This window comes from Streptomyces glaucus (genome assembly GCF_039533365.1).
Lineage (GTDB): Bacteria > Actinomycetota > Actinomycetes > Streptomycetales > Streptomycetaceae > Streptomyces > Streptomyces glaucus.
Genome location: NZ_BAAATK010000011.1, coordinates 87,138 through 109,685, shown reverse-complemented (window position 1 = coordinate 109,685; position 22,548 = coordinate 87,138). Strand labels below are relative to the sequence as shown.

Here is a 22,548-nt window from a genome sequence, read left to right as displayed (position 1 = left end):
GGGGTCGTGATCATGAGCATCGCCGGCGGCCGACTCTGGGCTCCCTGGGCGGGGCGGGAGAACCAGCGGCCACCGGGGGGCGTCGACCCCGATATGCAAGATCGATACCTTTACCTGGCCCGCCATGGCGAGGCCACGCCCGACGAAGGCAGTCTCACTGCGGCAGGGCGCCGTCAGGCTGAGCTATTGGGCAAGCGTCTGCGCGGCGTGCCGCTGACGGCCGTTCACCACGGTCCGTTGCCTCGCGCGGTGCAGACGGCCCGGCTGGTCGGGGAGCGTCTGGGCGATGTGCCGCTGCGTGAGTGCGAGGCGGCCGGGGACTACGTCCCGTACGTGCCGGAGCGTGACGAGGTTCCCGCAGATGTTGCCGACGCCATGCTGCCTCGTCTTGCTTCGCTGTCTGCCGTGGACCGTGCGCGCGGAGCGGAGCTGGTCCGCCAGGCGGTCGTGGAGTTCACCGGGCCGGCCGACGGCGGGAATGCCCCCCGCCACGACCTTGTCGTCACCCACGCGTTTCTCATCGCCTGGCTGGTGCGCGCCGCTTTCGAAGCGCCGACTTGGCGCTGGATGGGACTCAACCACGCAAACGCTGCGCTCACGGTGATCCGTTACGCGCCTGCCCGGCCCGCAACCGTCCTCGTCTACAACGACGTGAGTCACCTCCCGGACGACCTGCGCTGGACCGGTTTCCCGCCCCAGTTCCGCACGCCCTGACAGCTTCCTGCCCGGATGGCGGCTTGCTGGTGGCCGGCGCTGTACGGGGCGAACCAACCACTCATCGGCCAGCCCAGGGAGTTCAGTCTCGTGTGGCGGGGCGGAGGCTGCGGAGCCAGATGATCGCGCCGCGGAGGTGGAGTGCTGCGAGGTAGCTCTCGGGGGCCTTGTCGTAGCGGGAGGCGATGCCGCGCCACGCCTTCAGCTTGTTGATCAGGCGCTCGATGACGTTGCGGTCACGGTAGAGCTCGGCGTCGTGGCTGACGGGCCGCCCACCGCGGCGCCCCCTCTTCTTCCGGTTGGCGGCCTGGTCGGCCTTCTCCGGGATGACCGCCTTGATCTGGCGTGTGCGCAGGTGGGTGCGGTTGCGGCGCGAGGAGTATGCCTTGTCGCCGGCGACCGCGTCGGGCCGGGTACGCGGCCGGCCTACCGGACCGCGGACCTTGATGCCCTGCAGGACGGGGATGAACTGCGGGCTGTCGGCGGCCTGCCCGGAGGTGAGCACGAAGGACAGCGGACGGCAGCATCGTTCGGCAGCCAGGTGCACCTTGCTGGTCAGCCCGCCCCGCGAGCGCCCCAGGGCAGCGGCCCTCAGCCGCGCGCGGCGCCGACGGCGAACCCGGCGCCGCTCGGCACGGGCAGGATCGGCCGCGTCAGCATCTTCCGTACCTTCTTGATCCTTTTGTCCCTTCCGGCGACCCCCTTTGACTGCTCGATGGTCTCCTCCAGGGCGACCAGGACGTCTTCACTCACCCGTGCGCCCGCCGCGTCGTGATGTGCACGGGCGGTCGTGGAGTCCATGCTGACCAGCGACAGGTCCACCTGCCCGCGCCGCGCGGCCTCGGCGATCAGCGCCTCCATCAGGGCCTGGAACACCCCGGCATCGCGCCACTGACGGAACCGGTCGTAGACCGTCGACCAGGACCCGAACTCTTCCGGCATCTCCCGCCACTGGCTTCCGGTACGGAACCGCCAGACCGCACCCTCGAACTGATCCCGCAGCCGGTGCGGATACGGCCCGTACCCACCTATCGGCAGCAACGGCTCTACCAACACCCAATCATCATCGCTCAGTTCGCGTCTTGCCACACAAACGTTCTATCCCAGGTTGATCACGACTCCGCACAGGCCCTAGAAGACTGATGAAGATCTTGGTAAGGGGCTGTCCGGCCGGCGGCCGGGCGGCCTCTCTGGTCATCCGGGGGCCATGTTGAGGTGCCAGGTGTGGTTGGCGCGGGTGAGACCGAGGTTGATCAGGCGGCGGAGGTTGAGGGCGGCGGCCCGGTGGTGGAGCCAGGTGTTGTTGGCGATGGTGCCGCGGTAACGCAGGCGCCGGTTGCCCCGGTGGGCGAGCCAGGCGACAGCCCGTTCAACGGGTGGCCGCCAGCGGCGGTAGGTGTCCTGCCAGCCGGGGTCGGTGGAGGCCTGGCGGCGGGCCTCGGCCATCAGGTCGTGGTGAGGGCGGATCGTGACGATGCGGTCGGCCCTGGTCTTGGTGCACCGCTTCCTCAGTTCGCAGCCGACGCACTGTTCTGCTGTGAAGACGGCCTTTCGCTGCTGGTGCATGCCGGAAGGCGGCCGCAGTTCGGCGGTTTCTCCCCGCGGGCAGACCACCGTGTTGCCCGCGGTGTCGATGGCGAAGTCGTCCAGGGTGAACCCGCCGGGGACGACCGGCCGCAGCGGAGCGGGCTTGAGGAACAGCCGGTGCCCGGCCTCTGTGAGAGCGGCCCGGGCCTGCGCGGTGGAATAGGCGGTGTCCCCCAGGACGTCGAGCGGACGGTCCTCGTCGGCCAGCAGACCGAGCCCGATGACCGCCTCGTGGTGGGCCGGCCCTGCTCCGGGGGTGAGTTCGACGGCGGTGACCAGCCCGGTCTCGGGCTCCATGGCCAGATGGGCCTTGAAACCGTCCTGGTAGTGGGACCGGGTCTTGTGGATGTGCCGGCTGTCGGGATCGACGGTGGAGACGACTCGCTCGGAGGTGGTGCCCCGGCTGATCCTCCAGCGGCCGTCCCGACCGTCGGAGTCGTCCGCGGGCTCGACGTCCTGGCCCGCGACCAGGGCCAGCAGCCCGACCGCGTTCGCCGCCTTCTCCCCGAGATTCTGCTCGGGCAGATGTCCCAGCAGCCGCAGCGCGTCACCGACGAGAGCATCGACCAGGGCGGCCCGGGCCTCCTCGTCGTTCCAGACGATCCGCGGCTTGCCCGGCGACGAGTAGTCGTGCGCGGTGCACTGCCCGGTCGCGACGCCGGCCGCCTGAGGAACCTCGCGGATCACCGCCCGGATCGCGGACACCAACTGGGTGACGGTGTCCTGGGTGGCCACCGCATCGTCCAGCACGGCGGAATCCAGAGCCCTGCGGTGCTTGCCCCTGAGCACGCCGGTGGCCCGCACGACCTCACGCACCGCGTCGAAGATCCGATGCGGACGGGCCGAGCGGGCCAGTCGCCGCCGGAAGTACGACAACAGCGACGGATCGAACGCCGTGTCGTGCAGGCCCAGCCCGCAGGCGGCCTTCCACCGCAGGTCACACCGCAATTCCTGAACCGTCTCGAAGTCCGACAGGCCATGCAGGGACTGCAGCACCACCGCCGCGGCCAGAACCTGCGGCGGCATACTCGGCCGCCCGTTCGCCGACGGATACATGTCCGCGAACATCTCCGCCGGGAACAGCACGCCACGATGCTCCGCCAGGAACGCGAAGACACTCCCTGCCGGGATCAACTCCCGGCAGGACTCCCACACGTCCGGCCCGACCGTCTCCCCGGCCCACTCCCCTTGAACCACCACACGAGTCTGGCCCCACCGCTGACGCGGCGGGGCCAGAACCCAACATCTTCATCAGTCTTCTAGCCGCGGTCACCTCATCACCCCACCGCTCGCTCCCGGGCTGTCGAACCCGGGACCGGCCTTCGGAGCGGGTCGTGGTCTCGGACATAGACGGTGACTCGCGCCCCGTTGACATGGGTTGTTCCGCGTTCGCGGAAGTGGCGCCGCAGGGTGCTCGTTTTCGCTTGCTCCTGCGGGCTGGTCGGCGAGTGTGCACCTGCCGGGTCGCGGACCGCGACGATCCGGTCGGATTCCAGCATGCGTGCCACTATGTCTTACTGATCGTTTCAGAATGAGTCCGGCGTGAGGGGCTTGGCTGGCGGGTCTGCTGGCGGCAGAGTGGCGTGAGTGCCGGATGATCTTGCGCTTGATGACCTGGGGAACGCATTGCTCCACTGCCCCTGGTCGCCGCGGTGCCATCGGTATCCCGGGCGCCTGCCGGCGGACGACCGGGTGGCTTGGCGGGGCATCATCTACGTGCTCCGCAAGAACGTGAGCTGGAGATGCGTGCCAGCTGACCGGATCGGCTGCAGCGGAGTGACAGCCTGGCAGCACCTACGGGACTGGACCGAAGTCGGCGTCTGACCCCACCTGCACGAAGTACTCCTGGCCGAACTGCGCAGAACCGGCCAGCTCGACATGGACGATGCCGCGATCGACGGCTCGCACGTCAGAGCGCTGAAGAGGGCTCACGTCAGACCTTCGCGGTCGACCGCGCACGCCCTGGCAGGAAGTACCCCTTGATCGTCGATCGCCACGGCACACCCCTCGTCTCCCCCTGCCTGGCCGAAATCGGCACAATAAAGGACATCATCATGCTCACCGTCGGCCATCCTCGCGTGACCGCCGAGAATGCCTGACCCGCCACGTGACCCGACCCGCAACGGGCAGTGCCCGGTGTACCGCTCTTCTCACGCCCGGGACCGGTGCGCGGCATCCCGGGTATGGGTGAGGTGATCGAGGTCCTCGGTGGCCTTGGCCAGCAGGTCGAGCATGGCGAGCTCCGCGCGGGCGGGGTCCTGGTCGCGGACGGCGTCGAGCACCGCTTGATGGCTGGGGACCGGGTCGTCCGCGTCACCGTGGGCGTGGACCATGCGGTCGCGCTCCCTGAGCCCCGGTTCCAGGAGCATGTCCATCCTTTGCAGCATCTCGTTGCCGGTGGCGGCGAGGAGTGCTCGGTGGAAGGCCGCGTCGGCTTCGGCGGCGTCACTGGACTCGGCATGCGCCTGCCCCATGGCATCAAGGGCGGCTTCGAGGGCGGCGAGGTCGGCATCGGTGCGGTGCAGGGCAGCACGGTGCGCCGCGGCCGGCTCGACGATGGAGCGCACGTCGGCGAGGTCGCGCAGCAGCTGGCCGCCGTCGCCCGTCTCCATGCGCCAGTGGATCACATCCGCGTCGAGGAGGTTCCAGTGGACGCGTTCCCTGACGAAGGTGCCGCGCTTCTGCCGCGCGTCGATCAGCCCCTTGCCGGCGAGAACCTTCAGGGCTTCTCGCATGACGGTCAGGCTCACGTCCAGCTCGGCTCCGAGGGCGCCGATGTCCAGCGTCTCGCCTTCGGCTATCCGGCCTCCCACGATGCGCGCGCCCAGTCGGTGCACGACCTGTCCGTGTACGCCGCGGCCGGAGTAGGACGCCATCGCTGGTGCTCCTTGATGTCAGAGGACTGAGAGGTCTCCCAATTCTACAGTTGAATATTAATTATGAATACACTGTGGCGTGAATTATGCGCCGGCCTCGGACAGGGGCTACTTCCGAGGCCGGCGCATCCGTCAGCTCTGCTTTCTCACCAGGTGCGGAAGGCGCTCAGGCCGGGAAGCGCCCTGTGGACCGGGCCGTAGCCGAAGAGCGAGGTGTCCTCGACCTCGTTGTCGCCGCCGACGACCCAGCCGTTCGGGTCGGCGCCGTCGGCGAAGTCGATCGCGATCGGGTCCCAGTAGGAGATTCCCACCACCTTGCCGGTGTCGTACATGGCGCGGAAGAACTCCTGCGTCCACCTCAGCTGGCCTTCGGGGGTGGCGCCGTAGTTCTCGGGGCCGTCCGGGTCGAGGTTGTTCCCCTCGATCAGCGTCGTCTCGCTCGCGCCGCTGGACTCAAGCGTGAAGGGATAGCCGGTCTCCATCGCCATGACCGGCTTCCCGCTCGCCGTTCCCACCCAGCTCGCGAAGTTGGCCAGGGAGGCAATCGTCATGTCGGTCCAGAACGGATAGAGCGAGACGCCCATGATGTCGTAGTCCAGGCCGTTCGCCCGTGCGCCGTCGATCCAGCCCTGGTAGGCGGTGCGGTCAGGGGTGGTGAGGTGGATGACGGTCTTGCTCGTCGGGGAGGTGTCCTTCACCGCCTTGGAGGCGGACTTGAGCAGCGCGTAGTAGTCGGCCGGGGTGGTCCAGCGGTCCACGTCGGCGAGGGCGTTGTTGATCTCGTTGCCGATGGAGACGTACTCGGGTGCGACGCCCGCGTCCTTCATCTTGCGGACGGAGGCGGCCGTGAAGTCGTAGACGGCCTGTTCGAGCTGGCTCTGGGAGTAGCCGGCCCAGTCCTCGGGCCTGGCCTGGAGCCCGGGGTTGGTCCAGAAGTCGCTGTAGTGGAAGGAGAGGAGAACCTTCATTCCCCGTGCCTTGGCGTCCTTCGCGTTCGCCACCGCGTCGTTGATGTCCTGCCAGCCGGGCTGGAGCTGGTACCGCTGTCCGTTGGTGGTCACGAAGGCGCCCGGCTTGTTGTAGACGCGGATGCGGGCCAGGTTGAAACCTTCGGGGGCGAGGACGTCGAGCACGTCCTTCTTGTTGCCGGCGCTGTCCGCGTACTGGGCGCCGGCGGCGGCATTCATCCGCCGGTAGGTGATGTCGCCGCCGACGGCCATCGCGCCACCGGTTCCCGGCGTGATGCGGGTGAAGGAGAAGTCGTCCGCCTGGAGGGTGCCCGCGGCGGAGTTCGACCAGATGCCGACGGTGCATGAGGGGCTGAGCACCGAGACGCTGAGCGTCACCCGCGTCCACTGCGTGGTCCTGGGCAGGTCGAGGGTCTGCGCAGTGTCGCCGCAGGAGTACGCCTGCAGACCTGCGGCGGCCACGCCGTTGTTCTTGATCCAGGCGGAGAGCGTGTAGGTGCCCTTGGTCAGCCCCGTCAGGGTCTGGACCGTGTTCACCGACCACTGGCCCTTCTTGCCGTGGACGAGACTGGTCTGTCCGCTGTGGGGCCCGGCGGTCTGCGTGTAAGCGGAGTTCGAGGTGCCGATGTTCGTCCAGCCGGTCAGCCCGCTCTCGAAGCCGGGGTTGGCCAGGAGGTTCGTCGTTGTGGTCTTGGCGGAGCTCAGGGGCGCGGTGGCGAGTGTCGTCGCTGTGAGCAGCAGACCGAGGCCGGTCGCCATCGCGCCGCTTCTGCGGATTCGCACAGGGATTACTCCTTCTGGTGGGTACCCGGCTCGTCCAGCCGGGGTGTACGAGCCGGGCGCACGGACCTTCGCTGATGGTCGGCTCGGCGTGCGCCCGGCCGGAGAAGGGAGGTCAGCTCTTGACTGCTCCTGCGGTGAGCCCTTCGAGGAGCTGCTTGCGCAGGACGTAGAAGACCAGCAGGCTCGGCACCGCCGCGAGGACCGCGCCGGCCAAGACCAGGTCGTACTGGCGGCCGGTGGCACTGAAGATCACCTGCAGGCCCATCGGGAGCGTGTAGTCGCCCGGCTCGCTGACCACGATCAGCGGCCAGAGCAGGCTGTTGTAGCTGGTGAGGAAGGACCACACGCCGAGGGCCCCGAGGGCGGGCCGCAGCAGGGGGAACACGATCCGGCGGAACAGTCCGAACTCGGTGCAGCCGTCGACCCGGGCGGCGTCCAACAGGGCGTCGGGGACGGACTGCTCGACGAACTGGCGCATCATGAAGATGCCGAACGCCGGGGCCACCCAGGGCACGACCAGGGCGAAGTACGGGGTGGTCAGCTGAGCCTTGGCGATCATGATGAACAGCGGTACGACGATGACCGCGAACGGCACGGCCATCGAGCTGAACATCACGTTGAACAGGATGTTCTGGCCGCGGAAGCGGTACTTGGCGAAGGCGAACCCGGCCAGGGAGCACAGCCCCACGGACACCACGGTGGAGATCAGCGCCACGACGGTGCTGGTCAGCAGCCAGGTCCAGAACGGGTAGCCGTCCAGCAATCCCCGGTAGTTGTCCAGATTCCCCGGGATCGGAAGTGGTTGCGGCGGATAGGAGAAGATCTCGCTGCGGGACTTGAAGGACGCCGACAGCGCCCACAGGAGCGGCAGCGCGAAGACGGCCAGCAGGGCGATCAGGAACGCGTACAGCAGGACTCGGCCTGTCAGGCGTCCGCGCTCGGCCCGGCGCGGCGGCACGGTGCGGGTGGCCGGGGCGGAGGAGGGGGATGCGGTCTCGGGCACGGTGACCGAGGTCATCGGGTGCTCCTTCCTACGCCCAGGGCCCGCATGGCGAGCTGTCCCAGGACGAACACGACGACGAAGAGGATGACGCCGGCGGCTGCGGCGTAGCCGAGTTGCTGGCGCTGGAAGCCGGCGCGGAAGACGAACATGGCGACGGACAGAGTCGATTCACCGGGGCCGCCCTGGGTCAGCAGGAAGGGCTCGTCGAAGATCTGGGCGGTGTTGACCAGGACGGTCACGGCGACGAAGGCGGTCACCGGCCGCAGCGCCGGCAGGGTCACGTCCCAGAAGCGGCGCACCGGCCCGGCGCCGTCGATGGCGGCGGCCTCGTACAGCTCCCGCGGCACGTTCTGCAGACCGGCCAGGAAGAAGATGGTGAGGTAGCCGGTCCAGCGCCACAGCACCAGGATGACCACGGATACCCGTGCCCAGGCCGGGTCGCCGAGCCAGTCGACTCCGCCGAACCCGAACACGGCCTGCAGGGTGGCGTTGACCAGGCCGTAGTCCTTGTCGAAGATCAGCCCGAAGACGAGGCTGATGACGATGGGTGAGATCACCACCGGCATGAAGTACGTCATCCGGAACATGTCCCGGCCCCGCAGTCCCCGGGCGTTGAGTGCCTGGGCGATCAGTAGTGCGGCGGGGACGACGACGCAGAGCGTGAACAGCACGTACAGGGCGGTGTTGCCCATGGCCGCCCAGAAGCTCTGGTCGGTCAGCAGGTCGCGGTAGTTGCGCAGCCCGACCCAGCGGGGAGTTCCGAGACCGGCCCACTCGGTGCAGCTGAGGTAGAAACCGACCAGGATCGGGACCAGCAGGAACAGCCCGTAGAGCAGGTAGAAGGGCGACACGAACACGTAGGGGGCCAGCGACCGCTGGTTGCGGCTCCACCAGGAGCGCTCGGCCAAGTTCGCGGGCTGCTTCGCGGGCCGGGCGGTGCTCGATTCGGGCCGGGCGGGGGTGGCAACGGGACGGGTCATCGCTTCACCTGCTGTCGGTAATCCCTGATGCCGGCCTTGAGCGCCGCGGCGGCGGAGGTCTTGCCCTGCAGGGCCTGGAGTATGTGGCCGCCCAGCAGGTCGGAGAGGAACTGCATGCCGGGTGCCTGGTAGTAGAGCGGCAGATCGGCGGCTGCCGCGCGGTAGACGTCGAAGACCCGCTGGCCGCCGAGGTAGTCGTCGGCGACCGACGTGAGTTCGGGGTCGTCGTAGAGGGACTTGAGGGTCGGCAGGAAGCCGCCACTGTGGTAGCGCAGCAGCTGCCCCTCGCGGGTCAGGTACACCCTCCGCAGCAGTTCGAGAGCGGCCTCGGTGTTGGGTTTGCCCTTCACAACGCAGAACGCGGTGCCTCCGAGGATGGAGGCCACGTGACCGCCGCCGGCGAAGCGCGGCAGCGTCCGCATGCGCCACTTGCCCTTGTCTTCGGGGGCGTTGGCCTGCAGACCGTAGACGTTGTACCAGTTGGGCATGGCCGCAGCCGCCAGCCGACCCGACTTCAGGGCGGCACCGCAGACGGCGCCGTACGGGTCGGGCAGGGACATCAGGAAACCGGAGCGGACTCCCTGAGCCATGAACTCGAGGACCTCCACCGCCTCGGCGGAGTCGAGTACGAGCTCGCCGGATGCGTCGAAGATGCCGCCGCCGCGCTGCAGGAGGAGCTGCAGGAAACCGTTGACGATGGCCCCGTTGTCACCGGTGGAGACCATGCCGAGGCTGACCTTGTGCTGGTCGTAGACGCGTGCGCCGACGCGCGCGAGGTCCTGCCAGGTGTCGAGGTCCTCGGGGATGCCGTACTTGGCGAAGAGGTCCTGGCGGTAGTACAGAACGGTGATGGAGTTGTCGGAGTCCAGTCCGTAAGGGATTTTGTCGACCGAGTAGGGGGCGAGCTTGAGGAGCTCGCCCTCGAAGGGCCTGACGGTGTCACTCAGGTCGACGAAGAGGTTCTCGGCGATCGCCGAGCCCATCACGCGGGGGAACTGGTCGACGATGACGCCGGCGAGGTCGGGCGTGTTCCCGCCGGCCACCGCCTGCGCGATCGTGCGGGTCACTACGTCACTGCCGGCCGCGTTGGTGGCCTTCACCCGGTAGTCGAACCGGGAGCCCCGCATGAGCGCCTTGTCGCCGGCCGCGGCCTGGAAGGTCTTGATGTAGCCGGGGTCATGGGTCCACAGCGAGACATCGACCCGACCCGAGGACACCGTACGGCCCGAGGAGGAGCCACAGGCGGCCAGACCGGGCAGGGCCAGGGCGCCCAGACCGGCGCCTGTCGCGGCCCGCAGCAAGGAACGGCGGCTCATCCCGTTCATTCACCGCCTCCGCTTCTGGCCGTCGGTGCGATCGGCCGGAAGCGGAACCCGCCCATGAGCCGGTTCGGCAAGGCAGCGGGGGGTTTGAGGGCATGAAACGACAACATGACAGGCGGCTCCTGCGTGGCGGCTCGTGAAGTGGGTTCATCGTCAAGGCGACCCACACCCCTGTCAAGATGTATTCATAAATAACGCTTAGAACACGGGCGGCCCTCGGCGGGCCATGGGGCGGGCCCGCGACTGGAGGGATATTAATTATGAATACATCTTGACCTGGGCTTGTGGCCGCCCGACGATGGACGCGCACTTCACCCGCCCCCTCATTGGAGCCGCCTTCCATGTTGTCCCTGCACGCCCACGCAGCCTCCGAGGTCCTGGCCGGGCATCTGCCGATGGGCAGTTCCGCCGACGCGCCGCACCAGCTCACGGTCGACAGCCAGAGCCTGGTCCGGGATGGCCGCCCGTGGATCCCCGTGATGGGCGAGTTCCACTTCAGCCGTTACCCGGCCGCCGAGTGGCGCGAGGAGCTGCTCAAGATCAAGGCCGGCGGGATCGACCTGCTCGCCACCTACCTGTTCTGGAACCAGCACGAGAACGAGCGGGGCACCCTCCGCTTCGACGGCGACCTCGACCTGCGCCGCTTCGTGAGGCTGTGCGACGAGATCGGCCTGGCCATGGTCGTCCGGCTCGGCCCTTGGTCCCACGGCGAATGCCGCAACGGCGGCCACCCCGACTGGCTGAGCGAGGTGGACTGCGCCCCGCGTACCGACGACCCCGCCTATCTGGCGCTGGTCGAGCCCTACTACCGGCGGATCGCCCACGAACTGCGCGGCCTCTTCCACGGGGACGGCGGCCCGATCATCGCGCTCCAGGTGGAGAACGAGCTCTACGACCAGCCCGGGCACCTGGCCACCCTGCGCCGCATGGCCGAGGAGTACGGCATGCAGGCCCCGCTGTGGACCGCAACCGCCTGGGGCTCCGCCGACATCCCGCGCGACACCCTCCTGCCGCTGTACGGCGGCTACCCGGAGGTGTTCTGGGAGGACGCCGGCATCGGCCCGGCCCGCGACATGCGCCGCCACTACTTCTTCACGCCGATCCGGGACGACCACGCCATCGGCGCGGACCTGCGCGCCGTCGAGGCGACCGGCCCCGGGCCGGACACCAGCCGCTACCCGTACGCCACCTGCGAACTGGGCGGCGGCATGGCGATCGCCTACCACCGCCGGCCTGCGGTGCCCGTCGAGGACATCACCTCGCTGGCGCTGGCCAAGCTGGGCAGCGGCTCGGTCTGGCAGGGCTACTACATGTACCACGGCGGCTCGCAGCGCACGGACCTGAAGGAGCCCAACCAGGAGAGCCACGACACGGGCTACCCCAACGACATGCCGACGGTGACCTACGACTTCCAGGCACCGCTCGGCGAGTACGGCCAGGTCCGCCCCGCCTTCCACGCGCTGCGCCTCCAGCACCTGTTCCTGCACAGCTACGGAGCGGACCTGGCCCGGATGCCGCTGGCCCTGCCCGACACCCAGCCCGACTCGCTCGACGACCTCGCCACGCTGCGCTGGGCCGTACGGTCGGCGGGCGGGCAGGGCTTCCTGTTCGTCAACAACCACCAGCCGCACGACACACTGCCGGACCACGAAGGCGTCCAGTTCCGCGTCCACCTCGACGGCGGGCGCACCGTCACCCTGCCCGCGCAGCCGGTCCGCGTGCCGTCCGGAGCGCACTTCGTCTGGCCCATCGGCCTGGACCTCGGGGGCGGGCTGCGCCTGGACTGGGCCAGCGCCCAGCCCGCGACCCGCCTGGACACCGAGACCGGCACCCTCACCGTGCTGGCCGCCGTCGACGGCATCCCGGCCACTCTCTCCCTGAACGGGGACGTGCAGGTCGAGGGCCCGGCGCAGGTGGAGCGGGGCACGGACGGCACCCTGATCACGGTGAACGAGCCCGGCACCGGGGCGCTGCTCACCCTGACCGGCCCGTCCGGCACCGCCCAGGTCCTGGTGCTGTCGCACGACGACGCACTGCGCCTGAACCGGATCCACTTCGACGGGCAGGACCGGCTCGTGCTCAGCGACGACCTGGTCCTCGCCGACGGAGACGAACTGCGCCTGCAGATCGCCGCCCCCACTCCGTCCCTCGCCCTGCTGCCGGCGCCCGCCGCGCTCCACGGAGACGGTGTCGGGCAGCCCGCCCAGGACGGCGTGTTCACCCGCTGGTCGCTCAGCCCCGCGCCGCGGCTGCCGCAGCCGGCCCTGCGCTGCCTGCAGGGCGACGCGGTCGCCGCCCCGGCCCGCACCGGAGGCTCCCACCTGAGGGCCTCGGCCCCGCGCGACGAGGACTTCGACAAGGCCGCCGTGTACCAGGTCGACGTCCCTGAAGCGGCTCTGGACGGCGAGGGAGAGGTGCTGCTGCGGCTGCGCTACACCGGGGACGCCGCCCGCGCCTACATCGACGGGCAGCTCGTCGCCGACCACTTCTGGTACGGACCGGAGTGGGAGATCGGGCTGCGCCGCTTCGCCGACGCGGTCCGCCGGCACGGCATCGAGATCCGCGTCCTGCCCCTTGACCCCGCGTCCGACATTTACGTGAACCCCTCCCTGCGCGACGGACTGAACGCGGCGCACACCCGGGCCGCGGTCGAGACCGCCGAGCTGGTGGCCGTACCGCAAACGGCTGTGCGCACCGAAGGTGTGAGTCTGTCCGGCTGATCCCTTGTGGTCCGCTGCACGACGTGGGCGGCGCCGGTCATGTGACCGGCGCCGCCCACGAGCGTGTGGTGAGAGGGGGCTACCACTCGGCGAAGGAGCCGTCCGCGTGGTGCCAGGTGGGGTTGTGCCAGTCCGGGGCGATGCCGTCGGCCTTGCGGACGGCCTTCTCGTCGACCTCGATTCCGAGACCGGCGCCGAGAGGCCGGCGGATGTGGCCCTCGTCGAAGCGGAACACCTCGCGGTCGACGATGTAGTCCAGCATCTCGGCGCCTTCGTTGTAGTGGATGCCGATGCTCTGTTCCTGGATGAGGAAGTTCGGCGTGCTGAAGGCGACCTGGAGGCTCGCCGCCAGGGAGATCGGGCCCAGCGGGCAGTGTGGGGCGAGCAGCACGTCGAAGGTCTCGGCCAGTGACGCCATGCGGCGTACCTCGGAGATCCCGCCCGCGTGCGAGAGGTCCGGCTGCAGGACCGCGATGCCGGCCTGCAGTGCGGGCAGGGCCTCGGTGCGCGAGTAGAGCCGCTCGCCGGTGGCGATCGGGACGGACGAGGCCGCGACCGTGTCGCCGAGGCGGTGGGTGTACTCGGGCAGGACGGGTTCCTCGACGAACAGAGGAGACAGCGGAGCGAGATGAGGCAGGACGCGGCGCGCGTTGGCGGCGGTGAACCGGCCGTGGAAGTCCATGGCGAAGTCCCGGTCGGGGCCGAGGACCTCGCGGGCCGTGGCGGCCCGTTCGACGACGGCTGCGATGTCCGCCGCGGTGGCCAGCCGGTTCATCCGCCCGCAGGCGTTCATCTTGACCGCAGTGAAGCCGGCCTCGACCTGCGCGCTGACGGCATCGGCGATCTCGGCGGGGTCGTCGCCGCCCACCCAGCTGTAGGCCCGCACCCGCTCGCGCACCGGACCGCCGAGCAGCACATGGACCGGCGCGCCGAGGGTCTTGCCCGCGATGTCCCACAGAGCCTGGTCGAGTCCGGCGACGGCGCTGGAGAGGACCGGGCCGCCGCGGTAGAACGACCCCTTGGTCATCATCTGCCAGTGGTCCTCGATCCGCATCGGATCCTGACCGATCAGATACTCGGCAAGCTCGTGGACAGCGGTACGGACGGTGGCCGCCCGGCCCTCCACGACGGGCTCGCCCCATCCGACCACGCCTTCGTCGGTCTCGATACGGCAGAAAAGCCAGCGGGGCGGAACAGCAAAAGTTTCAACACGGGTGATCTTCAAGAGGTTTGCTCCAAAGGGCAGCACAAGACAAGGGGCCGGCCACGAGATCCGGCGGGGTTCACGAGGAGTTCTTCAAAACGCTCCAGCCGCCGTCGACGACGAGCGAGGCCCCGGTCACGAACGAGGCGTCGTCGCTCGCGAGGAAGGCGATCGCGGCGGCGACCTCCTCGGGGCGGCCGAGGCGGCCGGCGGCGGTCTCCGCGGCGGTCGCCTGCCGGTCCTCCTCGCTGATGCCCTCCCAGGCACGGGTCAGAACCGGCCCGGGCAGCACACTGTTCACCCGGACGCGTCCGCCGTACTCGACGGCCAACTGCCGGGCCAGCCCCGTCAAACCGGCCTTCGCCGCGGCGTACGCGGGACGCCCGGGCAGACCCACCAGGGCATGCACCGAGGAGACGAGCACCACGCTGCCGCCGGTCGCGACCAGGTCGTCCAGGCAGGCGCGCACGCCGAGGAACGATCCGGTGAGGCTCACGGCCAGCTGACGGTTCCACTCGCCGGTGCTGGTCCGGTGGGCCGCAGCGACCCGCACGGAGTAGGCGTTGCTCACCAGCGCCCGAACAGGGCCGAACGCCTCTCGCGCCGCCTTCACCGTCTCGCCCCAGGACGACTCCTCGGAGACATCGCACCGCTGGAACAGCGCGTGGCCGCCGGCCTCCAGGATCGAGGCCGCCACGGCCTGCCCAGCCTCCTCGTCGATGTCCGCGACGACGACGCGAGCGCCCTCGGCGGCGAGCCGGTGAGCCGTGGCCGCGCCGATCCCGGACGCGGCGCCGGTGATCAGCACGCAGCGGCCGTCGAAGCGGTCGGCTGGGGAGGTGGCGGCGGGCTGCATGAGAGGTCTCCTCGGGAAGAACAGCGGCAACACTCAGATTAAATATGAATTATTGAGGGGTGCCAAGGGGGATCTCCCGCCCCGCCGTGCCGACCGTCGGGCCAGGAACAGACGGTCCGGGACGCCGCAGGGGGCGCCGTGGCGTCACAGGGGACGGACAGCACCGCGCCGTCCAGCGGACCGGGAGCCGGGAGGCCGTACCGGGCAGTGGTCACGATCAGCCGGTTGCCGGTCAGGCACACGCTGGTGGGCTGCTGGGCAGGCAGGGCGAGCGTCAGCAGGAGCCGTCCGTCCGGCGCGTAGCAGCGGACCTGCGCCGCTCCCCATACCGCCGACCACAAGCGGCCTTCGTCGTCCACGGTCATCCCGTCGGGGCTGCCGCTTCCCGGGGCGAGCCGGAAGAAGAGGCGCCGGCCTGACAGCACCCCCGTCGCCGGATCCATGTCAAAGGCGTACACGGCTCCCTCGGCGCTGTCGGCGAGATACAGGGTGGCCCCGTCGGGGCTGACCGCAGGGCCGTTGGGAACGGTCAGACCCTTCAGGACGGTGACGACGGCGCCGTCGGGATCCAGTCGGTGCAGCGCTCCCGCGCCGGGAGCGGCGTCGTAGGCCATCGAGCCGGCCCAGAGGCGGCCCTGCGCGTCGCAAGCGGCGTCGTTCATCCGGCGCGGCGGCCACCCCTCGAGGTCTGGCAGACTCGTACGACTGATGAGGTTGCCGTCCGGGGCGAGCCTGGTGAAACCGGTGCCCGCTGCGGCGAGGAATCCGGCCCCGGCCGCCAAGGGCGCGACGGCGCCGAGCGGTTCTTCGAGGCGGGCAAGCTCGATCAGTGGGGCGCCGGGAGTGTCCGGCAGGCTCAGCAGCCGGCCGGCGAGGATGTCGACGAGCACGACGCGCCCGTCCCTCAGGATGCGTACCCCCTCGCCCAGTTCGAGCCGGTCGACGGCGACGGGCGTGAACTCGGTGCCGACCTCGGGTGTACGAAGGTGCGTGGACATGGCGGAACTCCGGCGATAGGCGGTCGAGGAGGAGGGCTGCTCAGCGGATGGCGCTTCCGGGCGGGACGTCGAGGAGGGCGAGTTCGTCGCGGTGGGGCAGTCCCTCCCAGTCGCCGCGGCTGGCGACCGCGAACGCGCCGGTGGTGCCGGCGCGTCGCAGGCGATCGGCCGGTGGCAAACCGTCCAGGAGCCCCGAGAGGTATCCGGCGCAGAACGCGTCCCCGGCACCCACGGTGTCGAGGACCGGGACACGATGAGCGGGCTGGTGGAAGTGCTCGCCGTCGGCGGTGTACAGGTCCGCGCCGTCGCCTCCGCGCTTGACGACCACCTCGCGTGCCCCGTCGTCCAGCAGCCGACGCACCTGGGTGACTTCCTCCAGCGATTCCTCGCCACCGGCGATCAGGGAGAGCTCGTCGTCCGAAGCGATGACCACGTCGACGCTGCCACCGAGCCGGCGCATGGCCTCCGTCGCCCGGCCCCGGCTCCAGAGGCGGGCGCGGTAGTTGACGTCGAGGACCACCGTCCAGCCGTGCGCCGAAGCGTGTTCGACGGCGGCGGTCACCGTCGCGCGGGGGCCCGCACCGAGGGCACAGGTGATGCCGGTGACATGAAGCACGCGGGCTCCCGCGGCCAGGGCCGGCGCGAGGTGTTCGGGTTGCTGGAGGGATGCGGCGGATCCCGACCGCCAGTAGTGCACACGCGTCACGTCGGCCGCCAGGCGCTCGCGCAGCAGGGCACCCGTGGGCGCTTCGGGATCGGTCGTGGCGTGGCGCACATCGACGCCTTCACCCCGCAGCGTCCGCAGGGCCAGGCGGGCCGGCTCGTCCGCGCCGAGGCGCCCCGCCCAGGACACCCGGTGGCCCAGGCGGGCCAGCCCGATGGCGACGTTCGACTCGGCGCCGGCCACCGCCGTACGGGTCGGGGCGCCCGTGGCCAGAGGCCCCTCCGCTTGAAGGGACAGCATCGTCTCGCCGAAGGTGAGCACATCGGCGACCGTTCCGGAGTTCACGCGGCGCGCTCCTCTCCCTGGCACGCCGCGCGGAACCGGCGGGCCCGCAGCCGCAGTCCGTCCAGGTCGCCGCCGTGGGCGGCGTCGCCGACCAACGGCGAGCCGACGCCGACGGCGAGAGCGCCGGCCGCGAAGTACTCCGGTATCGCCTGCGCGTCCACACCGCCGACGGGAACCAAAGGGAGGTCGGGGAAGGGGTCCTTCAGGGCCCGGAGGTAGGCGGGTCCGCCGATGGAGGCGGGGAAGAGCTTCACCGCGGTGGCACCGGCGGCCATCGCGGTGGCGGCCTCCGTAGGGGTCAGGGCCCCCGCCAGTACGGGCAGGCCCTGCTCCACGGCGGCGGTGACGCCCTCGCCCACGACGGGGGTGACCACCCAGGTGGCACCGGCGTCCTGGGCGCACAGCAGATCATGGCGCGTGACGACGGTGCCCGCACCGATGAAGGCATCCTGGCCGACCGAGCGAACGGCCTTCGCGATCACACCGCAGGCGTCGTCGGTATTGAGGGAGACCTCGATGAGATCGACCCCCTCCTCCACCAACGTGAGCACGGTGTGCAGAGCGGCGTGCGCAGAGCGTCCGCGCACGATGGCGGCGAGCCTGCGATGGCTCAGGCGGTGGGGGAAGTCTGCGAGGTCCACGAGAGGGCTCCGATGGGTGGCATGGGACACTGGACACGATCAAGGCATTAAATAATAATTAATTAGTGCTCTCAAGGGGGGCCTGGATGCGCTTCCGCGTTCGGTGTGAGCGACCCCCTACCTGCCGAAGGTGGTGCCGCATGGCCCTGATCGACCTCCCGCTCGACGAACTCCGCGCGTATCGCAGCGACTCGGTCGCCCCTGAGGACTTCGATGCTTTCTGGGCCAGGACGCTGCACGAGGCGCGCGAGTTCGACGTGGATGCCCGCTTCGAGCCGGTCGACGCCGGGCTGTCGACAGTCAGGGTGTACGACGTGACGTTTCGCCGGTTTCGGCGGTCATCCGGTGAAGGGCTGGCTGCGACTGCCGGCCGATGCCGAAGAGCCGGTGCCTCTGGTGGTGGAGTTCATGGGCTACGGCGGCGGACGCGGTCTCCCCCACGAGGACCTGCTGTGGGCGTCCAGCGGCCGGACGCACTTCGTGATGGACACCCGGGAGCAGGGCAGCGGCGGGGGTGGCGGCGGCAGCACCGCCGACCCGGTGGGCAGCGCTCCGGCGTACCCGGGCTTCATGACCCGGGGCATCGACGCCCCGGAGAACTACTACTACCGGCGTGTGTTCACCGATGCCGTACGCGCGGTGGAGGCGGCGCGCTCGCACCCGCTGACGGACGCGTCGCGGACCGTGGCGCTCGGGACGAGTCAGGGCGGCGGGATCAGCATCGCAGTGGGCGGCCTGGTGCCGGACCTGGTCGCCGTGGCGCCGGACGTGCCGTTCCTGTGCGACTTCCCCCGCGCCGCGGTGCTGACGGACCGACACCCGTACCGTGAGATCGGCCTCTACCTCAAGACGCACCGCGGCCGCACCGAGGACGCCCTGCTCACGCTGTCGTACTTCGATGCCGTCCACTTCGCCGCCCGCGGCCGCGCGCCCGCGCTGTTCTCGGTAGCACTGGAGGACCAGACCTGCCCCCCGTCGACCGTCTTCGCGGCGTTCAACGCCTGGGCCGGTCCCGACAAGGCCATCGAGGTCTACGACTTCAACGACCACGAGGGCGGCGGCCCGTACCACGAGGCGGCCAAGCTGCGCTGGCTGCGGTCGTACGTCTGAGGCTCCTCGCGCGGTGGGTGCACGCCCTCACCGAGCCGGAACGTGCGGACGTCGTGGGCGCCGCACTCGACGACGCGACGCTCACCACGAACTCCTACGACGAGTACGCCGCCGACGTCCAGGCCCGGCCCTGCTCGCAGTTTGCATGCTTCGCCCTCCCCGTGGCCGGAAGCAAGAGCGCCGTGCGCAGCCTCGCGCTCTACGGGGCATAACTGATCATCTCAGGATGAGGTCCGCAGGCGGCGGAGGCATATGAGGCTGCAGGCCAGTTCGAGCAGACCCTGATGGAGATCGGCGTGTCGCTCGTAGCGGATGCGGAGCCGTTTGAACTGGTGCAACCAGGCGAAGGCGCGCTCCACCACCCAGCGCACCTTGCCCAGTCCGGACCCGTGGGCGACGCCGCGCCGGGCGATCAACGGCTTGATGCCCCGCTTCCACAGCAGGCGACGGTACTTGTCGAAGTCGTAGCCCCGGTCGGCATACAGACGTTGGGGCTTGCGGCGGGGACGTCCCCGCAGTCCCCGGATCGGCGGGACGGCGTCCAGCAGCGGCAGAAGCTGGGTGACGTCGTGCCGGTTGCCACCGGTGAGCGTCACGGCGAGTGGGGTTCCGTGGCGGTCTACGATCAGATGGTGCTTGGAGCCGGGCCGGGCACGGTCGACGGGCGAGGGGCCGACATGATCCCCCCTTTGACGGCCCGGACATGCGACCCGTCCACGGAACAGTCATCCAGGTCCAGCAGGCCGGCATGGCGCAGTTCGGTCAGCAGGACGGCGCGCAGGCGCGGCCACACGCCGGCCTCGGTCCAGTCCCGCAGCCGACGCCAGGCCGTCACACCTGAGCAGCCCACCGTCTCCGCGGGAACATCACGCCACGCGACACCGGTCCGCAGCACGAACAGGACGCCGGCGAGTGCTGCCCGGTCCGGCACACGAAGCCGCCCAGGATGCCGGTGGCGCCGTTCGGGAGCAGGCGGCAGTAGCGGGGCCACCCGCTTCCACAGGTCATCAGGAACAAGATCAGCACGCACGCCGGACACCCTGCCGACCAAGGCCACCGAGTGCAAGACCTGCGAATCAACCCATTCTGAAACGATCAGTTAGGCGGGAAACCCGACACCTGCAAGCGTGTTCGACGAAACGGGGTCCTGCGCCAGGGCCAGATCCGTCAGGAGACGGGTGTCCTCGGGGTTGGCCGCGGTCCAAATCCGGTGCTGGCCGGGGAGATGGAGCAGTCCGTCGCCGGGACGGCCTTCCTCGCGTACGGCGGCACCGATGGCGGTGACGTCATCGGTCCGGCTCTGAGGCGTCCTCAGCGAAAGGCTCGTCGGGACGAGCGCGGCCAGTACGGCAACCGCCGCGATCCACGCGTTGCGGGAAGGCTGCCACAGCCGGTGGAGGTAATCCATGCAGGCGCCCAGCAGCAAGGCGATCCCGATATTGCTGTAGAGCACATACCGGTCGACGAAGAGAGGTTTGACCAGCGAGGCGATCAACAGCAGAAGGCACGGAAGCGCACCAGGGCGTCGATCGTGGCCTGGATGAGGGCGCGGGCGGCGTCGCCGTAGACGGCCATCGAGGCGAGGCCGGCGAACGCCTTGGCGTAGGCGGCGACCTCGCGCGGCTGCGTCACCGTGATCTCCGCCGTCGGTGTCTCCACGACGGCCATGGTGTCGTCGTGGACGTAGTACGCCTCCAGCGGCCACACGGTGCGCTGCGCGGTGAACGGGATGATCCCCAGCGGGATCGAGGCGAGCGGCATCACGGCCAGGAGGTGGCGCAGCTGCCCGCGCATCGCGTCGAGGTCGGCGGTTCGATAGCGCAGGACGGATTCCTCGAGGAGGACGACGTAGAGGTGGCCTCCCTCGTGGAGGAACCGGGAGCGGCGCCGGTCCGCTCCACCAGCGGCAGCCGCCCGCTCCAGCACTCCGAGTCGTCCGCGGGCACGCTCCCGTCACGCAGGAACGCGTCAAGGACCTCCCGCTCCTCCCCCACGGCGTAGACGTCGCGCAGTTCCAGACGCAGAGCGTGCTGCCGGGCGGAGTCGAGCAGGTCCTCAAAGCTGGGGGCCGGCGGCTTCTGCGGCATCACACGCCTCTTTGATCCGCTCTCGGTGCGCACCACGGTGACGTCCATCGTCATCCGGTGCGCGCCAGAGCGGAATCCACTCGGTGGAACCCGTCGGGTGGATTCCACTCGGTGGACGGTGTCCGGCATCGTCACCACAGCCAGGCGTTGGAGTGCCGCAGCCGGGACAGGGCGCGGGCGGGGCTTTTGCCCTGCGCCAGGAGTTCGCGCTCGATCCGGTCGGCGTCCGGGTGCCGGCCCTCTCCCAGGAGGAGTTCGGCCTGCCGCTCGGTCGCCACGTCCCCGGCCTTGAGACCGACCGCGGCCAGGCCCCGTCCCTTCCACCCGCCGGGCGGGAGGCCATCAGAGGTCGCCGGCCGTTCGGCCGTGAGGGGGGCAGCGGGCTACCGGTCAGTGCCGACGTCCCCATGGCCCGGTGCGGTTGCGGTGCCTTCGGCGGCGCGGCGGCGGGCGTCCTCGTCGGTGCGGGCGTCATAGCTGATCAGTTTCGGCAGCGCGGCAGCGAGCAGGCCCACCGCCGCAACGCACGCGAGTCCGCCTGTCCAGATCGCGGGGCGGACGCCGGTCCAGCCGGCCATCGCCCCGGCGCGGACCTGACCCAACTGCGGGCCGACGCTGTAGGAGAGGACCTCGATGCCGGCGAGCCGGCCGCGCAGCCGGTCCGGGATGGTCTGGTTCCAGATGGTGGAGCGGCCCAGTCCGCTCAGCATGTCCCCCGCTCCCGCCAGTCCGAGGCACAGCAGCACCAGCCAGACGTTCGACGTCCAGCCGGCCGCCGCCATCGCCAGGCCCCAGCCGGCCGCGCCGAACACCACCAGCAGGCCGTGCCGCCGTGTCCGGGACACCCAGCCGCTGGTCAGGCTGACCAGCAGCGACCCGACGGAGCCCGCCGCGTACATCAGGCCCAGCGACCAGTCGGCGTCGAGCTCGTCGGCGAGGAAGGGGAAGACGGTGTTGGGGAAGGCGAAGAACATCGCCGCCAGGTCGACCGCGTAGGTACCCAGCAGCACCGGCCGGGACCATGCGTACCGGGCCCCCTCCGCGATGCCGCGCAGCGACGGCCTGGCCGCCTGCTCGACCGGTGGCACCGGCGCCAGCCGGCGGCACATCAGGACCGACACCGTGAAGCTCACCACCGTGATGGCGTACGCGGTGCTGTTGCCCGCGTACGCGACGACGAGGCCCGCCAGCGCCGGTCCGGCGATCGCGCCGGTCTGCCAGCGCAGCGAGTTCAGCGCGGCCGCGGCGGCGAGCCGGTCGTGCGGGACGATCCGGGCCAGCAGCGAGTCCAGGGCGGGCCGCTGGAGTCCGGCGAGTGCCGCGACACCGGCCGCGACCACGTACAGCGGCCACAGCATGGGGCTGGGCAGCAGCGCGTTCAACAGCAGGACGGCGGCCAGCAGTCCCAGTCCCGCCTCGGTCAGCACGATGACCTTGCGCCGGTCCACGGCGTCGGCGAGTGCCCCGCCGTACAGGCCGAAGACCATCAGCGGCACCAGTTCGGCGGCGCCCATCGCGCCCACCGCGAGCGGTGAGCCGGTCAGTTCCTTGATCTGCAGCGGCAGCGCGATCAACGCCATCACGCTGCCGACGTGGGTGACGACGCCCTGCGTCCAGAGCAGGCGGAAGTCGCGGGAGGAGCGCCAGGGCGAGAGGTCGGGGAGTACGGCGGCGAGTTTGGCGTGCATGG

18 protein-coding genes and 5 pseudogenes are annotated in these 22,548 nt (G+C 70.1%); 5 read left to right on the top strand and 18 right to left on the bottom strand.

All coding sequences use genetic code 11. The annotated features are described in order from the left end of the window. The first annotated feature begins 93 nt into the window (after positions 1-93). Positions 94-714 (top strand): histidine phosphatase family protein, encoded by a 621-nt coding sequence (locus ABD363_RS11340; RefSeq protein WP_344602352.1) that lies wholly within the window; start codon positions 94-96, stop codon positions 712-714. Between the two features lie 82 nt (positions 715-796). Here ABD363_RS11340 and ABD363_RS11335 read toward each other — a convergent pair. Further along, positions 797-1,803 (bottom strand): annotated as a pseudogene (locus tag ABD363_RS11335) (IS5 family transposase). A gap of 105 nt (positions 1,804-1,908) precedes the next feature. Continuing rightward, positions 1,909-3,456 carry an IS1182 family transposase gene (locus tag ABD363_RS11330; RefSeq protein ID WP_344602350.1) on the bottom strand — a complete coding sequence of 516 codons (1,548 nt, stop codon included), beginning with the start codon at positions 3,454-3,456 and terminating at the stop codon, positions 1,909-1,911. Positions 3,457-3,888: 432 nt separating this feature from the next. Between ABD363_RS11330 and ABD363_RS11325 the strand changes: the two are divergent. Beyond that, a pseudogene (locus ABD363_RS11325) lies at positions 3,889-4,310 on the top strand (transposase); the annotation flags it as partial. Positions 4,311-4,451: 141 nt separating this feature from the next. Here the strand turns inward: ABD363_RS11325 and ABD363_RS11320 are convergent. The 5 genes from ABD363_RS11320 to ABD363_RS11300 form a co-directional block, all read right to left on the bottom strand. Then, positions 4,452-5,177, bottom strand: a complete 726-nt coding sequence (locus ABD363_RS11320; RefSeq protein ID WP_344602280.1) for a FadR/GntR family transcriptional regulator — start codon at positions 5,175-5,177, stop codon at positions 4,452-4,454. Positions 5,178-5,323: 146 nt separating this feature from the next. Beyond that, entirely contained in the window at positions 5,324-6,928 is a 1,605-nt protein-coding gene (locus ABD363_RS11315) for a glycosyl hydrolase 53 family protein (protein WP_344602278.1), read from the bottom strand. 112 nt (positions 6,929-7,040) lie between these two features. After that, entirely contained in the window at positions 7,041-7,946 is a 906-nt protein-coding gene (locus ABD363_RS11310; protein WP_344602276.1) for a carbohydrate ABC transporter permease, read from the bottom strand. Beyond that, positions 7,943-8,911 carry a carbohydrate ABC transporter permease gene (locus ABD363_RS11305; RefSeq protein ID WP_344602274.1) on the bottom strand — a complete coding sequence of 323 codons (969 nt, stop codon included), beginning with the start codon at positions 8,909-8,911 and terminating at the stop codon, positions 7,943-7,945. The genes ABD363_RS11310 and ABD363_RS11305 overlap by 4 nt, the downstream gene beginning before the upstream one ends. Then, entirely contained in the window at positions 8,908-10,227 is a 1,320-nt protein-coding gene (locus ABD363_RS11300; RefSeq protein WP_344602272.1) for an ABC transporter substrate-binding protein, read from the bottom strand. The genes ABD363_RS11305 and ABD363_RS11300 overlap by 4 nt, the downstream gene beginning before the upstream one ends. Before the next feature lie 347 nt (positions 10,228-10,574). Between ABD363_RS11300 and ABD363_RS11295 the strand changes: the two genes are divergently transcribed. Further along, positions 10,575-12,953, top strand: a complete 2,379-nt coding sequence (locus ABD363_RS11295; RefSeq protein ID WP_344602270.1) for a beta-galactosidase — start codon at positions 10,575-10,577, stop codon at positions 12,951-12,953. A gap of 79 nt (positions 12,954-13,032) precedes the next feature. Here the strand turns inward: ABD363_RS11295 and dgoD are convergent, their stop codons facing one another. The 5 genes from dgoD to ABD363_RS11270 are packed head-to-tail and all read right to left on the bottom strand — an operon-like array spanning position 13,033 to position 17,661. Continuing rightward, positions 13,033-14,178 carry a galactonate dehydratase gene (dgoD, locus tag ABD363_RS11290; RefSeq protein WP_344602268.1) on the bottom strand — a complete coding sequence of 382 codons (1,146 nt, stop codon included), beginning with the start codon at positions 14,176-14,178 and terminating at the stop codon, positions 13,033-13,035. A 58-nt stretch (positions 14,179-14,236) separates the two neighbouring features. Next, positions 14,237-15,013, bottom strand: a complete 777-nt coding sequence (locus tag ABD363_RS11285) for an SDR family NAD(P)-dependent oxidoreductase (RefSeq protein ID WP_344602266.1) — start codon at positions 15,011-15,013, stop codon at positions 14,237-14,239. Positions 15,014-15,051: 38 nt separating this feature from the next. Next, positions 15,052-16,011, bottom strand: a complete 960-nt coding sequence (locus tag ABD363_RS11280; RefSeq protein ID WP_344602264.1) for an SMP-30/gluconolactonase/LRE family protein — start codon at positions 16,009-16,011, stop codon at positions 15,052-15,054. Positions 16,012-16,051: 40 nt separating this feature from the next. Then, positions 16,052-16,975, bottom strand: a complete 924-nt coding sequence (locus tag ABD363_RS11275; protein ID WP_425577973.1) for a sugar kinase — start codon at positions 16,973-16,975, stop codon at positions 16,052-16,054. Positions 16,976-17,016: 41 nt separating this feature from the next. Then, positions 17,017-17,661 carry a bifunctional 4-hydroxy-2-oxoglutarate aldolase/2-dehydro-3-deoxy-phosphogluconate aldolase gene (locus ABD363_RS11270; RefSeq protein ID WP_344602260.1) on the bottom strand — a complete coding sequence of 215 codons (645 nt, stop codon included), beginning with the start codon at positions 17,659-17,661 and terminating at the stop codon, positions 17,017-17,019. Between the two features lie 140 nt (positions 17,662-17,801). Between ABD363_RS11270 and ABD363_RS11265 the strand changes: the two are divergent. Together ABD363_RS11265 and ABD363_RS11260 are read left to right on the top strand one after the other, a co-directional pair. Then, positions 17,802-18,771, top strand: a pseudogene (locus tag ABD363_RS11265) (acetylxylan esterase). Between the two features lie 17 nt (positions 18,772-18,788). Next, positions 18,789-18,983, top strand: a complete 195-nt coding sequence (locus ABD363_RS11260) for a hypothetical protein (protein ID WP_344602258.1) — start codon at positions 18,789-18,791, stop codon at positions 18,981-18,983. A 9-nt stretch (positions 18,984-18,992) separates the two neighbouring features. Here the strand turns inward: ABD363_RS11260 and ABD363_RS11255 are convergent. The 6 genes and pseudogenes from ABD363_RS11255 to ABD363_RS11230 form a co-directional block, all read right to left on the bottom strand. Next, positions 18,993-19,801 (bottom strand): IS5 family transposase gene (locus tag ABD363_RS11255; protein WP_425577971.1). Its coding sequence is split into 2 segments (ribosomal slippage): positions 18,993-19,462 and positions 19,462-19,801, totalling 810 coding nucleotides; the frame shifts between segments, so codons are not numbered across the junction. Positions 19,802-19,870: 69 nt separating this feature from the next. Then, positions 19,871-20,266, bottom strand: coding sequence for a hypothetical protein (locus ABD363_RS11250; protein ID WP_344602254.1), 396 nt, complete (start codon positions 20,264-20,266; stop codon positions 19,871-19,873). Beyond that, positions 20,263-20,661 (bottom strand): annotated as a pseudogene (locus tag ABD363_RS11245) (Scr1 family TA system antitoxin-like transcriptional regulator); the annotation flags it as partial. The gene ABD363_RS11250 and the pseudogene ABD363_RS11245, both read right to left, overlap by 4 nt. Positions 20,662-20,738: 77 nt before the next feature. Continuing rightward, a pseudogene (locus ABD363_RS11240) lies at positions 20,739-20,858 on the bottom strand (DUF6879 family protein); the annotation flags it as partial. A gap of 131 nt (positions 20,859-20,989) precedes the next feature. Next, positions 20,990-21,136 carry a hypothetical protein gene (locus ABD363_RS32625; RefSeq protein WP_425577970.1) on the bottom strand — a complete coding sequence of 49 codons (147 nt, stop codon included), beginning with the start codon at positions 21,134-21,136 and terminating at the stop codon, positions 20,990-20,992. 105 nt (positions 21,137-21,241) lie between these two features. Then, positions 21,242-22,546 carry an MFS transporter gene (locus ABD363_RS11230; RefSeq protein ID WP_344602252.1) on the bottom strand — a complete coding sequence of 435 codons (1,305 nt, stop codon included), beginning with the start codon at positions 22,544-22,546 and terminating at the stop codon, positions 21,242-21,244. Positions 22,547-22,548 lie beyond the last annotated feature (2 nt).